Source organism: Pseudomonas sp. PDM13 (assembly GCF_025685765.1).
In the GTDB taxonomy this organism is placed as follows: domain Bacteria; phylum Pseudomonadota; class Gammaproteobacteria; order Pseudomonadales; family Pseudomonadaceae; genus Metapseudomonas; species Metapseudomonas solani.
On the sequence record NZ_JAOTQU010000015.1, the window covers coordinates 84,337 to 100,024 of the forward strand.

Genomic DNA, 15,688 nt, shown 5'->3' on the forward strand with positions numbered 1-15,688 from the left:
CTGGCGGCTCGACTGGCGACTGGCCAGTTCTAGCGCACCAAGCTTTCGCGGTACTGACTCGGTGCCTGGCCGGTCCAACGCTTGAAGGCACGGCTGAAGCTGCTGGTGTCGGCGAAACCGAGCAGGTAGGCGATTTCGCTGATGGAGCAGCGCGGGTCGCGCATGTGCACCAGCGCCAGGGCCTGGCGGGTGTCGCTGAGCAGTTGCTCGTAGCTGCTGCCCTCCTCCGCCAGGTGTCGTTGCAGGCTGCGCAGGCTCAGGTGCAGGGACTGGGCGATGCGCTCAGCCGAAGGTTCGCCATTGGGCAGCTGGGCCTCCAGGCAGGCGCGCACCTTGCGCGCCCAGGTGGGCACCTGCAGCTGTTCCAGGGTGCGCTTGAGCACCGTTTCGTTGTGCTCGGCCAGCTCGGGGTTGGCGTCTTCCAGGCGGCGTTCGAAATCCTCGCGGGCGAATTCGATCAGGTCTTCCGGGGCGCCGAAATACAGCGGGCAGCGGAACACCTGGTGCCAGGGCGCGGGGTCGGCCGGCTGCGGGCGGCGCAGGTGCACGGCCAGGGGCGCGTAGTCGCGGCCCAGGCGGTTGCGGCAGGTGCGCACGTAGATGGCGGCGAAGGCGTCTACGGCCTCGGGGGCCGGTGCGGGGCCCTCCTCGGGGACGCGCAGACGGAACTCATAGCGCTCGCCGTGCAGGGTCAGCTGCAGGGCCAGGGCATCGCTGACCACCTGGTGGTAGCGCTCGATGCGTTCGAAGATCTCCCGCAGTGTGGCGCTGGCCACCAGCGCGTAGCCCAGGGCGTGGAAGGTGGTGGGGCTGAGGTAGCCGGAAATCTTCAGGCCCAGCGCCGGGTCACCGCTGGCCGTGACCGCCAACTGCCACAGGCGCGTGGTGGCGGAGAGCGGGTAGCGCGCGTTGGGGTCGTCCATCAACGCCGGGTCGAGGCCGGCCTGGCGGCAGAGGCCGTCGCTGTCGAGGCCGAGCGCGTCCAGCTGCTTGCGCAGGGCTCGGGTCCAGCTGGCGAGGGTGGAGGGCTCGTCGCTCATGCAGGTTGGCGTATCCGGTCAACAGGTTGGCGTTCAAGGTCAGGCGTGGCGTGCACCGCCTCGGCAGAGTGGGTACACGACGAACAAGAGGATGTAAGCATGTCCCCGACGACCGCAAGCCCCGTAAAGCTGAATGATCAACAGCGATCAGCCCATATTCGTGAAGTGGTGATGGCCCATGGCGTGGAGCTGCGCCAGCGCTACCCGATCCTCAACCGCCAGGACCTGCTCGGCGCCAGCATCCTCGCCTTCGCCCTGGCCGGCATGGTCGGCTCGGCGGCGCTCTACCTGAACGGCACGATCGCCTGGTGGGCGTGCCTGCTGGTCAACGCCTTCCTCGCGTCGCTGACCCACGAGCTGGAGCACGACCTTATCCACAGCATGTACTTCCGCAAGCAGAAGGTGGCGCACAACCTGATGATGGCGCTGGTGTGGCTGGCGCGGCCGAGCACCATCAACCCCTGGGTGCGCCGCCACCTGCACCTGAACCACCACAAGGTCTCCGGCACCGAGACCGACATGGAGGAGCGCGCCATCACCAACGGCGAGCCCTGGGGCCTCGCGCGGCTGCTGATGGTGGGCGACAACGTGATGTCCTCGCTGATCCGCATGCTCCGAGCCAAGAGCTGGGAGCACAAGAAGTTCATCCTGGTGCGCACGCTGAAGGTCTATGCACCGCTGGCGCTGATGAACTGGAGCGCCTGGTACGTCTTCCTCGGCTTCCACGCCATCAATGGCGTGAGCGCGCTGCTGGGTGCGCCGGTGGCCTGGTCGGAGACCACCCTGGCGGTGATGCAGGGCGTGGACATCGCGGTGGTGGTGCTGGTGGGCCCCAACGTGCTGCGCACCTTCTGCCTGCACTTCGTCAGCTCCAACATGCACTACTACGGCGACGTGGAGCTGGGCAACGTGATCCAGCAGACCCAGGTGCTCAACCCCTGGTGGCTTTGGCCGCTGCAGGCGTTCTGCTTCAACTTCGGCAGCACCCATGCGATCCACCACTTCGTGGTCAAGGAGCCCTTCTACATCCGCCAGATGACCGCCCCGGTGGCGCACAAGGTGATGCGCGAGATGGGCGTGCGCTTCAACGACATCGGCACCTTCGCCCGCGCCAACCGCTGGCAGGCGCAGCCGCAACCGGTGGCCGAGCGCGCGCAGACCGCCTGACACCTGCCGCGCGTCCCCGAACCCCACGCCCCAAACCTAAGATGGGCCGCCTCGCGGCCCTTCTGCGCCTACTATCGCCGCCATTCCGCCCACGACAGCGCCCCGAGGCCCCCACGGCCCGGCGGGCGTTGCGCCGCGGAAAATCCGCTCAACCGTGAAGAACAAGAGGTACCGGCATGAAAACCTGGATCTGTGTGGTCTGTGGCCTGATCTACGACGAAGCCAAGGGCTGGCCCGACGAGGGCATCGCCGCCGGCACCCCCTGGGCCGATGTGCCCGAGGACTGGATCTGCCCCGACTGTGGCGTGGGCAAGATGGATTTCGAGATGCAGGAAATCTGAGGCGCGGCCTCAGTACTTCAGGCTCATGCGCAGGGCCAGACCGTTGTCCCGCGACTCGGTGGCCCAGTCGCCCTCGTAGGCCATGCCCAGGCTCAGGGCCTGGTCCAGCTGCCAGTCGAGCATCAGGCCGAGGTGGATGACGTCGCGGGCGAGCTGCGCCTCGCCGGCGCCGTCTTCATCCCCGAGCTGGCGATCACCGCTGTTGCGCCGCCAGGCCGGGATCACCCGCGCCACCAGGCGCTGGTCGGGGCCGAGGGTCCAGGCGGTGGTGCCGCGCAGGCCGAAGGTGGCCTGCAGCAGCTCGTCCCGTTGTGACCCCACATCAGCCTGGCGCTCACTGTCCTGGCGCAGCCAGGCGAGTTCGCTGAAGCCTTCGAGGCTGAAATCGCGGTAATCCAGCGAATAGCTCAGTTCGCTGAACAGCTGCCCGCCCCGGGCATCGGCGGCGGGCGCGTGGCCGTCCACCCGGTGGCTGTCCAGCAGCAGGCCGGTCTTGAAGCCGATCTGGTTGTAGAACTTGGTGCCGAGGTACGCGCCGAGCTGATAGCCATCGAGGCGCGCATCGTCGCTGCCGGCCTCCAGTTCCGTGCGGGACAACCCGGCCGTGGCGCCCAGCACCCAGTCGCCCACCCAGCGTTCACTGCCCAGGGTGAGGCCGGCGACAGTCCGCTCGCGGCTCGGCGCCGCACCCGGCCCATCGGCCGAGCCGTGGCTGGCATAGGTGCGCACCCAGTAAGGCTGCTGCCCGTCTTCGGGTTCACCCTCGCGGAAGGAGAAACGCAGCTGCTGGATGCGGTCGAGCACCGCCTCACGGGTGAAGCGCGCGTCCTCCAGCAGCGTGGCGCGGGTGGCCTGGTGCAGGTCGCCGGCGAATACCGAAGGGGCCAACAGCAGGCAGGTGAACAGGGACGCGCGCATGGGTTCTCCGAGGAAGGGCGGCTGTGGATAACTCTAGCCGCGCCGCTCCAGCGCTTGCATCAACAAGGTGCGACCGGCGCTGAGCACCTCTTCCTGGCGCGATTCGCTGGCGAGCATGCGCGCGATCACCAGGGCGCCGACGCACTGGGAGATCACCGCCCAGGCCAGCTCGCCGTCTTCGAGTATCTCGGCCCAGGCCTGCTGCAGTTGCAGCATCCAGTGCTCGGCGGTCTCGCGCACCGGCAGGTCGGCGCGGGCGATCTCCGCGCCCAGGGCGGGAATCGCGCAGCCGCCTTCGGCGTTGTGAACATGGGCCATGCTCAGGTAGTGCTCGAGGCAACGCTGCAGGCGTGCCTGGTCGAAGCCTTCGCCCTGGGCGACCTGGCCGATCAGGCTGCGCGACAGCTCGCGCTCGACGATGGCGGTGAACAGGTCGTCCTTCGACGGGAAGTGGCTGTAGAAGGCGCCACCGGTGAGGCCGATGGCTTTCATCAGGGCGTCCACTCCGGTGCTGGAGAAGCCGCCGGCCTTGGCGATCGAGCCGCTGCTCTCCAGCAGTTTCTGCCGGGTTTCTTCCTTGTGAGTGGGGGAATAGCGCATGTCGACCTCCATAAACACACTGCTTGACGCGGGTTGGACTGTAGCATAACGTCCGTTCAGCTAACGACCGTTTAGTTAAAGGTGACTGCCATGAATACCGAATCGAACAACAACAAGGTGGTGCTCGTGATCGGCGCCGGTGATGCCACCGGCGGCGCCATCGCCCGGCGTTTCGCCCGCGAGGGCTATATCGCCTGCGTGACCCGGCGCAGCGCGGACAAACTGCAACCGCTGGTGGACAGCATCCGCGCGGAAGGCGGCCAGGCCCACGGCTTCGCCTCCGACGCGCGCAAGGAAGAGGACGTGACCGCGCTGGTGGAGCAGATCGAGAGCGAGATCGGCCCCATCGAAGCCTTCGTCTTCAACATCGGCGCCAACGTGCCCTGCAGCATCCTCGACGAGACCGCGCGCAAGTACTTCAAGATCTGGGAGATGGCCTGCTTCTCTGGCTTCCTCACCGGCCAGGCGGTGGCGCGGCGCATGGTCACCCGCGGGCGCGGCACCATCCTCTTCACCGGTGCCACGGCAGGCCTGCGCGGCGCGGCCAACTTCGCCGCCTTCGCCGGCGCCAAGCACGGCATCCGCGCCCTGGCGCAGAGCATGGCGCGCGAGCTGGGACCACGGAACATCCACGTCGCCCACGTGGTGGTGGACGGCGCCATCGACACCGACTTCATCCGCGACACCTTCCCCGACATCTACGCCCGCAAGGAGCAGGACGGCATTCTCGACCCGGAGCACATCGCCGAGAACTACTGGTTCCTGCATAGCCAGCCGCGAGACGCCTGGACGTTTGAACTCGACCTACGCCCCTGGATGGAACGCTGGTGATTACTGACGGCCGGCTGCGCGACGCTCAGGCGTTGTTGGCGTGGCACCGTGAAATGCTCATTGGCAGACGCCAACTCCGCTTTCCCGACGCCCCGCCGCCTAGCCTGAGTGCCGCTCGCTCGGCCGTTAAAGTCCGCGAATAAAAAGAGAAAAACATGAGCAAGAACGTCGAATTCTTCTTCGATCTGGGCAGCCCGGCCAGTTACCTGGCCTGGACCCAGCTACCTGCCCTCTGTGCCCGCAAAGGCGCGACCCTGGTGTACCGGCCGATGCTGCTGGGCGGGGTGTTCCAGGCCACGGGCAATGCCTCGCCCAATGCGGTGCCGGTGAAGGGCCGCTACTCGATGATCGACCTGGACCGCCATGCGAAGCGCTATGGCGTGCCGCTGGTGTTCAACCCGCACTTCCCCATCAACACCCTGACGCTGATGCGCGGCGCCATCGGTGTGCAGCTGCACCAGCCGGAGCGCTTCGAGGCCTACCTGGAGGCGATGTTCAAAGCGATGTGGCAGGAGCGGCGCAACCTGGGCGACCCGGCGATCCTCGGGGCGACCCTGGTGGAAGCCGGCTTCGATCCCCAGGCGCTGCTGGCGCTGGTGGGTGACCCGGCGGTGAAGGACGCGCTGAAGGCAGCCACCGAGGAGGCGGTTAAACGTGGCGTGTTCGGGGCGCCGACCTGCTTCGTCGGCAGCGATATGTTCTTCGGCCAGGACCGCCTGGACTTCATCGAAGAAGCCCTGGGCTGAGCCTCAGGCCTGCAGCAGTCGCGCCGGCAGGCGCCGCAGCAGGTCGGGGTCGAGGCGCAGCAGGCGTGCGGCGCGCTCTTCCAGCAGTTCGCCCACGTCCTGCCCCACGGGCAGGCGCAGCAGGCTGGCGCAGAGGTTCATCGCCAGCGCCTCACGGGAGAAGACCCCGGTACCCAGGCCGTAGAAGGCCGCCACCAGCTCGCGCAGGCCGAAGGGCAGACGCCAGCGGATGCGCAGCGCGGAGCCGAAGCTGGCGGCGCGCTTGCGCAGGGTTTCCAGCAGTTCCTCGTCGCTCAGCCCGCCACCGGCGTCCTGCCAGTCCTGCAGGCTGCGCAGCAGGGCCAGTTCACCCATGTTGTGCAGCAGGCCGGCGGTGTAGCAGAGCTCGGCATCGAGATCGAGTTCGCTGGCCATCCAGTAGCCCAGCTCGGCGCTGCGCTGGGACGACTTCCACGCCGCCTCGGCCAGCTCCGCCAGGCGCGGGTCATGCAGGTGGGCGTTGCGCTCCAGGGCCATGCCCAGCACTAGGTTGAGCACCCGGGTGACCCCCAGGCGGTGCAGGGCCTGGCCGAGGGTCTGGCAAGGCACGCCGAGGTGATGGGCGGCGCTGTTGGCGGCGGCGATCAGCTTGGCGGTGATCTGCGGGTCGCGGGAGAAGACGTCGTCGAGGTCGCGCAGGTCGACATCGCTGGCCTGCAGGCACTGGCTGACGGCGTCGCGCACATCGCTGAGCAAGGGCGCGCCCTGCCCTTCCTCACGCACGCTGTCGAGGTATTCCTTGAGGGTGCTGACCAGCAGTGAAGCGACCGCGCTGTGGGCCTTGTCCGCCCCCGGCAGCAGGCTGCCCAGGCGCTGGCGCAGGCCTTCGGCATTGAAGGGCTTGCCCAGGTAGGCCGTGGGCGCCAGGGGCAGTGCCGCGCGCACGCTGCTGGCGTCGACCTTCTCGCTGATGAGGATGAAGGGCAGCACCGGCGTACGCGGGTGGCGCCTGAGTTGGCGCAGCAGTTCCAGGCCGCCGCCGCCCTGCAACTCGCCGTCGGCGATCACCAGGTCGGGCAGGCGCCGCTTGCAGCGGGCCAGGGCCGCCTGGGTATCGGGCACGCGCACCACGTTGGCATCACCGCGCACATCCAGCACCAGCTGCGCGAGCAGGTCCGCCGTCCAGGGGTCGGCCTCGGCAATCAGGATTTCCGGAACCTTGGCGTGGGCGGGCATGAAGACCTCGAGGGGCGGTACGAACCAGGCGCGGCGCCTGGGATTCGGGAATGCGATGGGGTTGGCAAAAAAACGGAAGCGCGCAGTCTAAACCGCGCCCCGGGGGCTGGATAGTGGCCTTTTGGGGGTATTGACCACTTGGATAGGAACGGCTTGACCCAAGGCAAAAAAAGGCCCGCCGAAGCGGGCCTCAAATACGCCTGGCTGGTGAGCCTCAGGCGAGTTCGTCGAAGCACTCGGCGACAATGGCCAGGCCTTTGTCGAGCTGTGCATCGGGAATGGTGACCGGCATCAGGAAGCGGATGACGTTGTAGTAGGTGCCGCAGGACAGCAGGATCAGGCCCTTGTCGCGCGCCTTGGCAACGATCTTGCCGACCAGCTCGGCGGCCGGCTTGCTCTCGTCGCCGCCTTCGAACAGCTCGATGGCGACCATGGAGCCCAGGCCACGGACGTCGCCGATGACCTTGTGCTTGGCGGCGATGTCACGCAGGCCGGCCTTCAGGCGTTCGCCCACGGCCTGGCTGCGCTCCAGCAGTTTCTCTTCGTCGAAGACCTTGAGCACGGCCAGGGCCGCGGCGCAGGCGATCGGGCTGCCGGCATAGGTGCCGCCCAGGCCGCCGGGAGCGATGGCGTCCATGATCTCGGCCTTGCCGCTGACGCCGGAGATGGGGAAGCCGCCGCCAACGGATTTGGCGAAGGTGGTCAGGTCCGGGATCACGCCCAGCTGCTCGGTGGCGAAGAAGGTGCCGGTACGGCCAGCGCCGGTCTGCACTTCGTCAGCGATCAGCAGGATGCCGTGCTGGTCGCACAGGGCGCGCAGGCGCTGCATGAAGGGCTTGGAGTTGACGTAGAAGCCGCCTTCACCCTGCACCGGCTCGATGATGATCGCGGCGATGTCCTGGGGCTGGGCGTCGTTCTTGAAGATGCGCTCGATGCTGGCGATGGAGTCGTCTTCGCTCACGCCGTGCAGCTCGCACGGGGCCAGGGCACGGAACACGCCACCGGGCATCAGGCCCATGCCGGCGGAGTACGGGACCACCTTGCCGGTCAGCGACAGGGTCATCATGGTGCGGCCGTGGTAGGCGCCGGTGAAGGCGATCACGCCGGCGCGGCCGGTGGCGGCACGGGCGATCTTCACGGCGTTCTCGACGGCTTCGGAGCCGGAGGTGACCAGCAGGGTTTTCTTGGCGAAGTCACCCGGTACGCGCTTGGCGATTTCTTCGCAGAGCTCGATGTAGGGCTCGTAGGCCAGCACCTGGAAGCAGGTGTGGGACAGCTTGGTCAGCTGCTCCTGAACGGCGGCGACCACTTTCGGGTGCAGGTGGCCGGTGTTCAGCACGGCGATGCCGCCGGCGAAGTCGATGTACTCGCGGCCTTCCACGTCCCAGACGGTGGCGTTCTCGGCGCGCTCGGCGACGACCGGGTGGATCTGGCCCACGCCACGGGGAACAGCGGCGGCACGGCGTTGCAGGATGGATTCGTTGGTCTTGCTCATGGTTTCCTCACGGCCGCTCATCGGGCGGCGCAGCTTCAAGGATGAATGCCCCCGGCAGGTTGCAGCGCAGCATTCGATGATCGACTGCGCAGGCCTGTCGGAGGCTCGACGTGGTTCATGTGGTACCGCTGGGGCGCCGCGCGCTCTTTCGCGCCTTGCCCCGTCTTTACATCAGATTCAGATACCGCCGAGGCAGAGATACTTGATCTCCAGGTAGTCCTCGATGCCGTATTTCGAGCCTTCGCGGCCCAGGCCCGAAGCCTTGATACCGCCGAAAGGCGCCACTTCGTTGGAGATCAGGCCGGTGTTGATACCCACCATGCCGTACTCCAGGGCCTCGGCCACGCGGAACACGCGGCCCAGGTCACGGGCGTAGAAGTAGGAAGCCAGGCCGAACTCGGTGTCGTTGGACATGGCGATGACTTCGGCCTCGTCCTTGAAACGGAACAGCGGGGCCAGCGGGCCGAAGGTTTCTTCCTTGGCCACGGCGGCGGTCTTCGGTACGTCGACCAGGATGGTCGGCTCGAAGAAGGTGCCGCCCAGGGCGTGGGGCTTGCCGCCGGACACGACCTTGGCGCCTTTGCTGACCGCGTCCTGGATGTGCTCCTGGACCTTGGCTACAGCCTTCTCGTCGATCAGCGGGCCGGTGGTGATGCCGTCTTCCAGGCCGTTGCCGATCTTCAGCTTGGCCACGGCCACTTTCAGCTTCTCGACGAAGGCGTCGTACACACCGTCCTGCACATACAGGCGGTTGGCGCAGACGCAGGTCTGGCCGTTGTTGCGGTACTTGGAGATCAGCGCGCCGTCGACGGCGGCGTCGAGGTCCGCGTCATCGAAGACGATGAAGGGGGCGTTGCCGCCCAGCTCCAGGGACACCTTCTTGATGTCCTTGGCGCATTCGGCCATTAGCTGGCGGCCGATCTCGGTGGAGCCGGTGAAGGACAGCTTGCGCACGATGGGGTTGCTGGTCAGCTCGCTGCCCACTTCGCCGGCGCTGCCGGTCACCACGCTGAACACGCCTTTCGGGATGCCGGCGCGCTCGGCCAGCTCGGCCAGGGCCAGGGCGGAATACGGGGTCTGCGAGGCAGGCTTGAGCACCATGGTGCAGCCGGCGGCCAGGGCCGGGCCGGCCTTGCGGGTGATCATCGCAGCGGGGAAGTTCCACGGGGTGATGGCCGCGGTAACGCCGATGGGCTGCTTGATGACGATCAGGCGCTTGTCCGGCTGGTGGCCGGGAATGACGTCGCCGTAGATGCGCTTGGCTTCTTCGGCGAACCATTCGATGAAGGAGGCGGCGTAGGCGATCTCGCCCTTGGCTTCGGCCAGCGGCTTGCCTTGTTCGAGGGTCATCAGGCGACCGAGGTCGTCCTGGTTCTCGATCATCAGCTCGTACCAGCGGCGCAGCTTGTTGGCGCGTTCCTTGGCGGTCAGCGCACGCCAGGCCGGCAGGGCCTTGTCGGCCGCCTCGATGGCACGGCGGGTCTCGGCGGCGCCCATCTTCGGCACGGTACCGAGAATCTCCCCAGTGGCCGGGTTGTTGACCTTGATGGTCTGGCCGCTGTCAGCGTCCAGCCAGGCACCGTCGATATAGGCTTTCTGGCGGAACAGGGTGGCATCTTTCAATTGCATCGCTGTCTCCTTCACACCGGTTACAAGGAGCCGGGGGCACGTTGTTTTTGTTCAGCCAACACAGGATTGGCCAGGAGGGGGATTCGATTGGAACGGCCTGACTTGGCGTTTGCAAGGGGCGTTTGAAATCTCAAACGAATCCTAGGGCGAGAGGGGTCAAAGGGCAATAGGCTGTTCGATAAAACAGACGAAAACTGGAAATATTTGCGTGTTTTACTGTGCAGAATCGAGCACGAGCGTCATTTTCGTTCGAAATCACGAACATTCGTGCCAGCGTGGACGCTGGCAGCCCATACAGGTATCATTGCGCGCCTCTTCAAGCATCCGTAGCTCAGCTGGATAGAGTACTGCCCTCCGAAGGCAGGGGTCGTGGGTTCGAATCCCGCCGGATGCGCCAGATTAATGTCCCGACCGTCCCATGACGGTCGCGGCTCCCGGAAAAGCCCGCCTCGTGCGGGCTTTTTCGTTTCCGCCCTTCCGCACCCGCCACGGTCCGAAGGCTCACGCCCGCGCCGGTTCGGCCCGGGTCTGCTCGCGCAGCAGTTCGAGGTAGCGCCTGGCCGCCAACCCGAGCGGGCGGTTCTTCAGCCAGACGACATCGACCCACAGCCGCATCTGGTTGGCCATGTCGGCGAAGGCGACGTGCTCCAGCGCGCCGGAGGCAATCAGCGGCTGCACCAGCGGCTGCGGCAGGTAGGCCCAGCCGACGCCCGCCTGCACCAGGCCCAGCGTGGCCAGGTAGCTGTCGGTCAGCCAGACCCTGTGGGACAACACGATCTGCGGGTCCGACGCCTTGGGGTCGCCACGGGCGACGATGATCTGCCGACGCTCGGCCAGGCCGGTGTCGCTCAGCGCGACCTGGCTGTATCCAGGCGCGGCGACGGCCGCCAGCAACTGGCTTCCCGCCTCGATGAAGGCCTCCCGCTCGTCGATCCCCGGGCGCTCGAACACCAGGGCCAGCTGCACGCTGCCTTCATGCAGCATGCGCGTGGCATCGGCCTGCGCGGCGGAGCGGACTTCGATCTCCAGCGTCGGGAATTCGCGCGCCAGCGTCGACAGCGGCTGGCTCCAGGCACCGCTCTGCAGCTCCGGCGCCATGGCCAGCACCAGGCGCGGCTCGAGCCCGGCATGCAGCTGGAGGGCGTGCGCGTCCAGCAGGTTGAGCTGGCCCGCCACCTGCCGTGCCTGTGGCTCCAGCGCCTTGGCTGCGGCGGTCGGCAGCGCGCGGCGGGAGGAGCGGTCGAACAGCTCCAGGTCCAGCTCTGCTTCCAGTTGCGAAATCGCCATGTTGACCGCCGACGGCACGCGCCCGAGGGTCCTGGCGGCGGCCGAGAACGAACCGGCATCCAGCACGGCGAGGAAGACTTTCAGAGTTTCGCTGCTAAAGGCCATCGGGTTGTCAGTTCTGCTGATAACGGTTGTCTTTTTCTATCAGCAAAACACTTCTAGCCTCCAGCGCAATACAGCCCCGGAGGAAACAATCATGGAACCAGCAATGATGGGCCAGGTTGCCCTGGTCAGCGGCGCCGGCAGCGAATCGGGGATCGGCATGGCCATCGCACGCCGCCTGGGGCGTGCCGGCGCGAAGCTGATCGTCACCGCGAGCAGCGCGCGAATCGCCGACCGGGTGGCCGAGCTGCGAGCGGAAGGGTTCGACGCACAGGGGCAGGCAGCGGACCTCACCGACGAAGCCGCCGTGCACGAGCTCCTCACCTGGGCGCAGGCGCAATGGGGGCGCATCGACATCCTGGTGAACAACGCCGGCATGGCGATGCAGGGCAGCCCGGAACCCTTCGCCGAGGTCGCGGGCATGAGCCTGGAGATGTGGAACCTGTCGCTTGCGCGCAACCTCACCACCGCCTTCCTGCTGACCCGGGGCGTGCTGCCGGGCATGCGCGCCCGTCGCTACGGCCGCATCGTCAACATCAGCTCCACCACCGGAACCCGGGGCAGCAACCCGGGTGAGGCCGCCTACAGCGCGGCCAAGGCCGGGATGCTGGGGATGAACATGGGGCTGGCGCTGGAGGTCGCCCGGGAGGGCATCACCGTCAACTCGGTGGCCCCGGGCTGGATCGCGACCGGTTCAAGCACGCCCGAGGAGCAGCACGCGGCGCAGTTCGTCCCCATCGGCCGGGCCGGCCGCCCCGAGGAGATCGCCGCTGCCGTGGCCTTCCTCGCCTCACCCGAGGCCAGCTACATCACAGGCGAAGTGCTGGTGGTCGACGGCGGCAACTGCCTCGTGGAAAACAAGGCGCCCTGAGCGCAGCCCTTAGCCATGCGAGAGAACAGCCCATGAATCCTGTAGTCCTGATCACCGGTGCCGCGGGCGGCGTCGGCCGCGCGCTGGTGGAGCGCTTCATCCAGGGCGGCTGGCGCGTGTTCGCCACCGACCAGAACGCGCCCTCACTCCAGGCCCTGGCCAGCGAACAGCCCCTGGCCGGCCACCTGGCCGTGGACATCCGCCAGCCCGGCGCCTGCCGCGAGGCCGTCGAGACCGTCATCGCGGCGACCGGCCAGCTGGACGCACTGATAAATGCAGCAGGCGTGTGGCGAGAGGGGCCGGTCGAATCCTGTTCTGAAGAGGATTTCGACCTCGTCCTGGACGTCAACCTGAAAGGCACCTTCTTCATGTGCGCAGCCGCCATCCCACCGCTGCGCCAGCGCCAAGGCAGCATCGTCAACATCTCCAGCGACGCCGGCCGCCAGGGCAACCGCAACGCGGCCGCCTACTGCGCGAGCAAGGGCGGCGTCACGCTGCTGACCAAGACGCTGGCGCTGGACCTCGCGCCCGATGGCGTGCGCTGCAACGCGATTTCACCGGGCGACATAGAAACGCCGATGCTGAAGTTCCAGGCGGAGCGCTACGGCAACGGCGACCCACAGGACTACTACCGCGAGCTGCTGGCGAAGTACCCACAAGGCGCCGGCGCGCGCTTCGTGCAACCCGCCGAAGTGGCCGAGCTGGCCTACTTCCTCTGCCAGCCGGCCGCCGCCTCGATAACGGGCGCCGACATGGCCATCGACCGTGGGGTGTCGGCCGGGAACTGACGCGCCTCAGGACGTGGCGCGCAGATGAGCGACGATCCTGGCCAATGCTTCCCGGCCTTCGGGGATGGGCAGAATCGGCCAGACGTGGACCATCTCCCGCCCCACGCACAGCTCAAGCTCCACCCCGACCTCGATGGCCTTGTCGGCGAACAGCAGCTCGTCGTAATGGGCGATATCCCGCGTGCCGGCGAACAACAGGGTGGGCGGCAGCCCCGCGTGATCACCGTGGATCGGGCTGACATGGCAATGCCCGACGCCGAGCTCGCCCGCATAGAGGCGCCCGGCCTCTTGCAGCCCCACGCTTGCCAGCATCGGATCGTGTTCCTCGTGCGCCGCGATGGCCGGGTGGGTCATGGCCACATCGAGCCAGGGACAGATCAGCACCAGGCTGCGTGGTGCTGGCGCATGGCGTTCGCGCAGGGCATGGCAAAGGGCGAGGGCCAGGCCGCCACCGGCCGAGTCGCCGAGGAGGGTGAGCGAGGCCGTACCGGCTTCGGCGCAGGTTTGTTCGTACAGCCCGAGCATCGCCTCGACCGTTTGCGCGCAGGTCGCTTCCGGGGCCAGCGGGTACAGCGGCACCGTAATCGTGCAGCCCGCCTGCTCGACAAGCGCCTGGAGGAAGCGCCAGTGATGGGTGGTGATGGGCCGGATATAGGCCCCGCCGTGCAGATAGAGCACGTGCCGTTCGCTGGCCTGGGGAATGCGGGGCGACAGCCGATAGACGTCGAGGCCATCCAGCATCCGGTGCTCGACGCCGATGCGCCGCGTCATCCCCGCCGAAGGCCTGGCCGGCCCCTGCTGGCGAACCCGGGCGATGCCTTCGGCAACGGCCTGGGCTGAGCTGTAGATCCGTTTGCGCCGGGTGAGCCGCAGGAACGCGACGAGGGCACGGCTTTGCAGGCTGGGCATGGCTGATCGGCACTCCCGGTTGGTGTGGAAATCCATCCTAAAGCCGCCTGGCCCGAGCCGGCTGTCGGCTACGCGACAATCGCTGCCGCGCTCGCTTCCCTGACGACCACCGTCAGCCGCCCTGCCCCGCCACCATCAGCGTGAGCCGCGCGTCGACCTTGCCGGTGGCCACCTTGTCGAGGCTGGCTTCGGTGAGGGTCACGCCGCGTTTATCCAGCTCGGCCAACCACTTCAGCATCGACTCGAACGAGGCCTGGGTCAGGGTGACCAGCAGGCCGCCGTTGCCTTCGTTGTCGAAGCGCTCCAGGGTCAGCCCCTGCTTCTGCGCGGTGCTGGTGACCAGGCCCTGGAGTTGCTCGGGGGCCAGCTCCACCTGGGCGCTGGCAGCCTGACGGCGGGCCTGGCCGGCGTTGGCCTGGATGTAGGTGAACAGCGCCTGCTGCTGTTGCTGGTAGGCCCGGGCGCGCTCGACCCGGGCGGCCACCGGCGACCAGACCGCCAGGTAGAACAGCGCCAGGGCGAGGAAACCGCCCAGCAGTTGCAGGGCCAGGCGATCACGCGGTGGCAGGTGCTGCCAGCGCTGCCACAGGGGGGATTGCTCCAGCCCTTCGCGCAGGCGCGTGCGGATGTCCGTCAGGGCGTTCATGCGCCACCTCCCAGTACCACGCGGGCAGTCACGCCCCCTTCTTCACGGCTGGCCGAACCCAGCTGCACGCTGAGGCCGGCCTTGACCAGGCGCTTGCGCAGCTTCTCCAGGTCGGCGAAATCCTTGGCACGGACCTGCAACGCCAGGTCGCCACGGGTCTGGCTGTAGTCGACGTTGGTCACCGTCAGCGCCGCCTGGGCTTCGGCTATGGCACTGGAGGCCTGGTCCAGCAGGCTGATGAAGCCCCCCTGCGCGCGGGTGCCCTGGCTGAGGTGCTCGGCGAACTGGGCCTTGAGGTTGACGATGCGTTTGTCCTCGGGGAACAGCTGGCGATAGAGCGCGTGGCTGGATTCGACATAGGCATCGCCACTGCGCTCTAGCAGCCAGGCCTGCACCAGGTTGAAGGCCAGGAACAGCACCACGCTGACGCCAGCGAGGGCGGCGAGGGGGCGCCAGGCCGCCCAAGCACGGCTCTCGGTGCGCGGGGCGAACTCGCCCTGGGCCAGGTCGATGGCGCCCGCACGGCCGGCGGCCAGCAGGCGATAGGGCTCGGCCTCTTCCCGTGGCTGGGTCTCGGGGGCGCACAGGGCACCGAGGGATGGCCAGTGGGCCAGGGGAAAGGCCAGGCGGGTGTCGCAGGCACCGCCCAGCAGCGCCCGCTCGCCGATCACCAGCAACTGCTCGCCATCACGGGGCAGCAGGTCGGCGTCCACATGGATGGCGGCAACCTTGATGCCGAAGTCTTCCAGCTCTTCCAGCCACCCGGTCAATTGAGCGCGGCGCAGCACCAGCACCGGGTAGCGGCCATCGGCCAACTGGGCACCCAGGGCCAGGTGGAACAGCTCGACGTCCTCGGCGAGCATTTCCTCCACCGCATAGGGCAGCGCCTGGTGCATCAGCCGCGCCTTCTGCGTCGGCAGGCCAACCACGAAGGCACTGGCCATTTCCATGGGCAGCACCAGCGCCACCGGCCGCCCCTGGAGCAGCGCAGCGCATTCGGCCAGCGGCAGGCTGCGGCCCTCGCCGGTCGCTTCCTGCCAGTGCACCTGGCAGGCGGGGCCGAGGACCGCCCCGCCGACGGGCGGGATGAATAGGCAATCCAT

Annotated in this window: 16 protein-coding genes and 1 tRNA gene; 7 read left to right on the forward strand and 10 right to left on the reverse strand. The window is 67.6% G+C overall.

Annotated features, from left to right (window positions below; translation table 11 throughout):
• Positions 1 to 29: 29 nt before the first annotated feature.
• Positions 30 to 1,040 (reverse strand): AraC family transcriptional regulator, encoded by a 1,011-nt coding sequence (locus OEJ36_RS16830; RefSeq protein ID WP_263402483.1) that lies wholly within the window; start codon positions 1,038 to 1,040, stop codon positions 30 to 32.
• 99 nt (positions 1,041 to 1,139) lie between these two features.
• Here OEJ36_RS16830 and OEJ36_RS16835 point away from each other — a divergent pair, with 99 nt between their 5' ends.
• Both OEJ36_RS16835 and OEJ36_RS16840 read left to right on the forward strand, forming a co-directional pair.
• Positions 1,140 to 2,207: a fatty acid desaturase gene (locus OEJ36_RS16835; protein WP_263402484.1), complete on the forward strand. Its 1,068-nt coding sequence runs from the start codon at positions 1,140 to 1,142 to the stop codon at positions 2,205 to 2,207.
• 176 nt (positions 2,208 to 2,383) lie between these two features.
• The gene (locus OEJ36_RS16840) at positions 2,384 to 2,548 is read left to right on the forward strand and encodes a rubredoxin (RefSeq protein WP_021220460.1); all 165 of its coding nucleotides are present in this window, start codon (positions 2,384 to 2,386) and stop codon (positions 2,546 to 2,548) included.
• Between the two features lie 9 nt (positions 2,549 to 2,557).
• Here OEJ36_RS16840 and OEJ36_RS16845 read toward each other — a convergent pair whose 3' ends face one another.
• Positions 2,558 to 3,466 carry an autotransporter domain-containing protein gene (locus OEJ36_RS16845; protein WP_263402485.1) on the reverse strand — a complete coding sequence of 303 codons (909 nt, stop codon included), beginning with the start codon at positions 3,464 to 3,466 and terminating at the stop codon, positions 2,558 to 2,560.
• Positions 3,467 to 3,499: 33 nt separating this feature from the next.
• Positions 3,500 to 4,066, reverse strand: a complete 567-nt coding sequence (locus OEJ36_RS16850) for a TetR/AcrR family transcriptional regulator (protein ID WP_021220458.1) — start codon at positions 4,064 to 4,066, stop codon at positions 3,500 to 3,502.
• A 90-nt stretch (positions 4,067 to 4,156) separates the two neighbouring features.
• On the opposite strand from OEJ36_RS16850, the gene OEJ36_RS16855 reads away from it, so the two are divergent.
• Both OEJ36_RS16855 and OEJ36_RS16860 read left to right on the forward strand, forming a co-directional pair.
• Entirely contained in the window at positions 4,157 to 4,897 is a 741-nt protein-coding gene (locus tag OEJ36_RS16855) for an SDR family oxidoreductase (RefSeq protein WP_263402486.1), read from the forward strand.
• Between the two features lie 155 nt (positions 4,898 to 5,052).
• Entirely contained in the window at positions 5,053 to 5,643 is a 591-nt protein-coding gene (locus tag OEJ36_RS16860) for a 2-hydroxychromene-2-carboxylate isomerase (protein ID WP_263402487.1), read from the forward strand.
• A 3-nt stretch (positions 5,644 to 5,646) separates the two neighbouring features.
• Here OEJ36_RS16860 and OEJ36_RS16865 read toward each other — a convergent pair whose 3' ends face one another.
• From OEJ36_RS16865 to gabD, 3 genes are all read right to left on the reverse strand, one after another.
• Positions 5,647 to 6,858 (reverse strand): response regulator, encoded by a 1,212-nt coding sequence (locus OEJ36_RS16865; RefSeq protein ID WP_263402488.1) that lies wholly within the window; start codon positions 6,856 to 6,858, stop codon positions 5,647 to 5,649.
• Positions 6,859 to 7,072: 214 nt separating this feature from the next.
• The gene (gene gabT, locus OEJ36_RS16870) at positions 7,073 to 8,353 is read right to left on the reverse strand and encodes a 4-aminobutyrate--2-oxoglutarate transaminase (RefSeq protein ID WP_263402489.1); all 1,281 of its coding nucleotides are present in this window, start codon (positions 8,351 to 8,353) and stop codon (positions 7,073 to 7,075) included.
• A gap of 177 nt (positions 8,354 to 8,530) precedes the next feature.
• Positions 8,531 to 9,982 (reverse strand): NADP-dependent succinate-semialdehyde dehydrogenase, encoded by a 1,452-nt coding sequence (gabD, locus tag OEJ36_RS16875; protein WP_263402490.1) that lies wholly within the window; start codon positions 9,980 to 9,982, stop codon positions 8,531 to 8,533.
• A gap of 320 nt (positions 9,983 to 10,302) precedes the next feature.
• Between gabD and OEJ36_RS16880 the strand changes: the two genes are divergently transcribed.
• A tRNA-Arg gene (locus OEJ36_RS16880) sits at positions 10,303 to 10,379 on the forward strand.
• A gap of 104 nt (positions 10,380 to 10,483) precedes the next feature.
• On the opposite strand, the gene OEJ36_RS16885 is transcribed toward OEJ36_RS16880, so the two are convergent.
• The gene (locus OEJ36_RS16885; RefSeq protein ID WP_263402491.1) at positions 10,484 to 11,374 is read right to left on the reverse strand and encodes a LysR family transcriptional regulator; all 891 of its coding nucleotides are present in this window, start codon (positions 11,372 to 11,374) and stop codon (positions 10,484 to 10,486) included.
• A 91-nt stretch (positions 11,375 to 11,465) separates the two neighbouring features.
• Here OEJ36_RS16885 and OEJ36_RS16890 point away from each other — a divergent pair, with 91 nt between their 5' ends.
• A complete protein-coding gene (locus OEJ36_RS16890; RefSeq protein ID WP_263402492.1) occupies positions 11,466 to 12,242 on the forward strand; it encodes an SDR family NAD(P)-dependent oxidoreductase in 777 nt (258 codons plus the stop codon).
• 32 nt (positions 12,243 to 12,274) lie between these two features.
• Positions 12,275 to 13,030: an SDR family NAD(P)-dependent oxidoreductase gene (locus OEJ36_RS16895; protein ID WP_263402493.1), complete on the forward strand. Its 756-nt coding sequence runs from the start codon at positions 12,275 to 12,277 to the stop codon at positions 13,028 to 13,030.
• A gap of 6 nt (positions 13,031 to 13,036) precedes the next feature.
• Here the strand turns inward: OEJ36_RS16895 and OEJ36_RS16900 are convergent, their stop codons facing one another.
• The 3 genes from OEJ36_RS16900 to gspL form a co-directional block, all read right to left on the reverse strand.
• The gene (locus tag OEJ36_RS16900; RefSeq protein ID WP_263402494.1) at positions 13,037 to 13,939 is read right to left on the reverse strand and encodes an alpha/beta hydrolase fold domain-containing protein; all 903 of its coding nucleotides are present in this window, start codon (positions 13,937 to 13,939) and stop codon (positions 13,037 to 13,039) included.
• Positions 13,940 to 14,051: 112 nt separating this feature from the next.
• Complete coding sequence (locus OEJ36_RS16905; protein ID WP_021220448.1) at positions 14,052 to 14,585, reverse strand: type II secretion system protein M; 534 nt, start codon at positions 14,583 to 14,585, stop codon at positions 14,052 to 14,054.
• Entirely contained in the window at positions 14,582 to 15,688 is a 1,107-nt protein-coding gene (gene gspL / locus OEJ36_RS16910; protein ID WP_263402495.1) for a type II secretion system protein GspL, read from the reverse strand. The genes OEJ36_RS16905 and gspL overlap by 4 nt, the downstream gene beginning before the upstream one ends.

What these genes read in the sequence shown, in the direction of transcription:
- OEJ36_RS16830 (WP_263402483.1), bottom strand. Translation starts at nt 1,040, where the DNA reads ATGAGCGACGAGCCCTCCACCCTCGCCAGCTGGACCCGAGCCCTGCGC.
- OEJ36_RS16835 (WP_263402484.1), top strand. Translation starts at nt 1,140, where the DNA reads ATGTCCCCGACGACCGCAAGCCCCGTAAAGCTGAATGATCAACAGCGA.
- OEJ36_RS16840 (WP_021220460.1), top strand. Translation starts at nt 2,384, where the DNA reads ATGAAAACCTGGATCTGTGTGGTCTGTGGCCTGATCTACGACGAAGCC.
- OEJ36_RS16845 (WP_263402485.1), bottom strand. Translation starts at nt 3,466, where the DNA reads ATGCGCGCGTCCCTGTTCACCTGCCTGCTGTTGGCCCCTTCGGTATTC.
- OEJ36_RS16850 (WP_021220458.1), bottom strand. Translation starts at nt 4,066, where the DNA reads ATGCGCTATTCCCCCACTCACAAGGAAGAAACCCGGCAGAAACTGCTG.
- OEJ36_RS16855 (WP_263402486.1), top strand. Translation starts at nt 4,157, where the DNA reads ATGAATACCGAATCGAACAACAACAAGGTGGTGCTCGTGATCGGCGCC.
- OEJ36_RS16860 (WP_263402487.1), top strand. Translation starts at nt 5,053, where the DNA reads ATGAGCAAGAACGTCGAATTCTTCTTCGATCTGGGCAGCCCGGCCAGT.
- OEJ36_RS16865 (WP_263402488.1), bottom strand. Translation starts at nt 6,858, where the DNA reads ATGCCCGCCCACGCCAAGGTTCCGGAAATCCTGATTGCCGAGGCCGAC.
- gabT (WP_263402489.1), bottom strand. Translation starts at nt 8,353, where the DNA reads ATGAGCAAGACCAACGAATCCATCCTGCAACGCCGTGCCGCCGCTGTT.
- gabD (WP_263402490.1), bottom strand. Translation starts at nt 9,982, where the DNA reads ATGCAATTGAAAGATGCCACCCTGTTCCGCCAGAAAGCCTATATCGAC.
- OEJ36_RS16885 (WP_263402491.1), bottom strand. Translation starts at nt 11,374, where the DNA reads ATGGCCTTTAGCAGCGAAACTCTGAAAGTCTTCCTCGCCGTGCTGGAT.
- OEJ36_RS16890 (WP_263402492.1), top strand. Translation starts at nt 11,466, where the DNA reads ATGGAACCAGCAATGATGGGCCAGGTTGCCCTGGTCAGCGGCGCCGGC.
- OEJ36_RS16895 (WP_263402493.1), top strand. Translation starts at nt 12,275, where the DNA reads ATGAATCCTGTAGTCCTGATCACCGGTGCCGCGGGCGGCGTCGGCCGC.
- OEJ36_RS16900 (WP_263402494.1), bottom strand. Translation starts at nt 13,939, where the DNA reads ATGCCCAGCCTGCAAAGCCGTGCCCTCGTCGCGTTCCTGCGGCTCACC.
- OEJ36_RS16905 (WP_021220448.1), bottom strand. Translation starts at nt 14,585, where the DNA reads ATGAACGCCCTGACGGACATCCGCACGCGCCTGCGCGAAGGGCTGGAG.
- gspL (WP_263402495.1), bottom strand. Translation starts at nt 15,688, where the DNA reads ATGGATTGCCTATTCATCCCGCCCGTCGGCGGGGCGGTCCTCGGCCCC.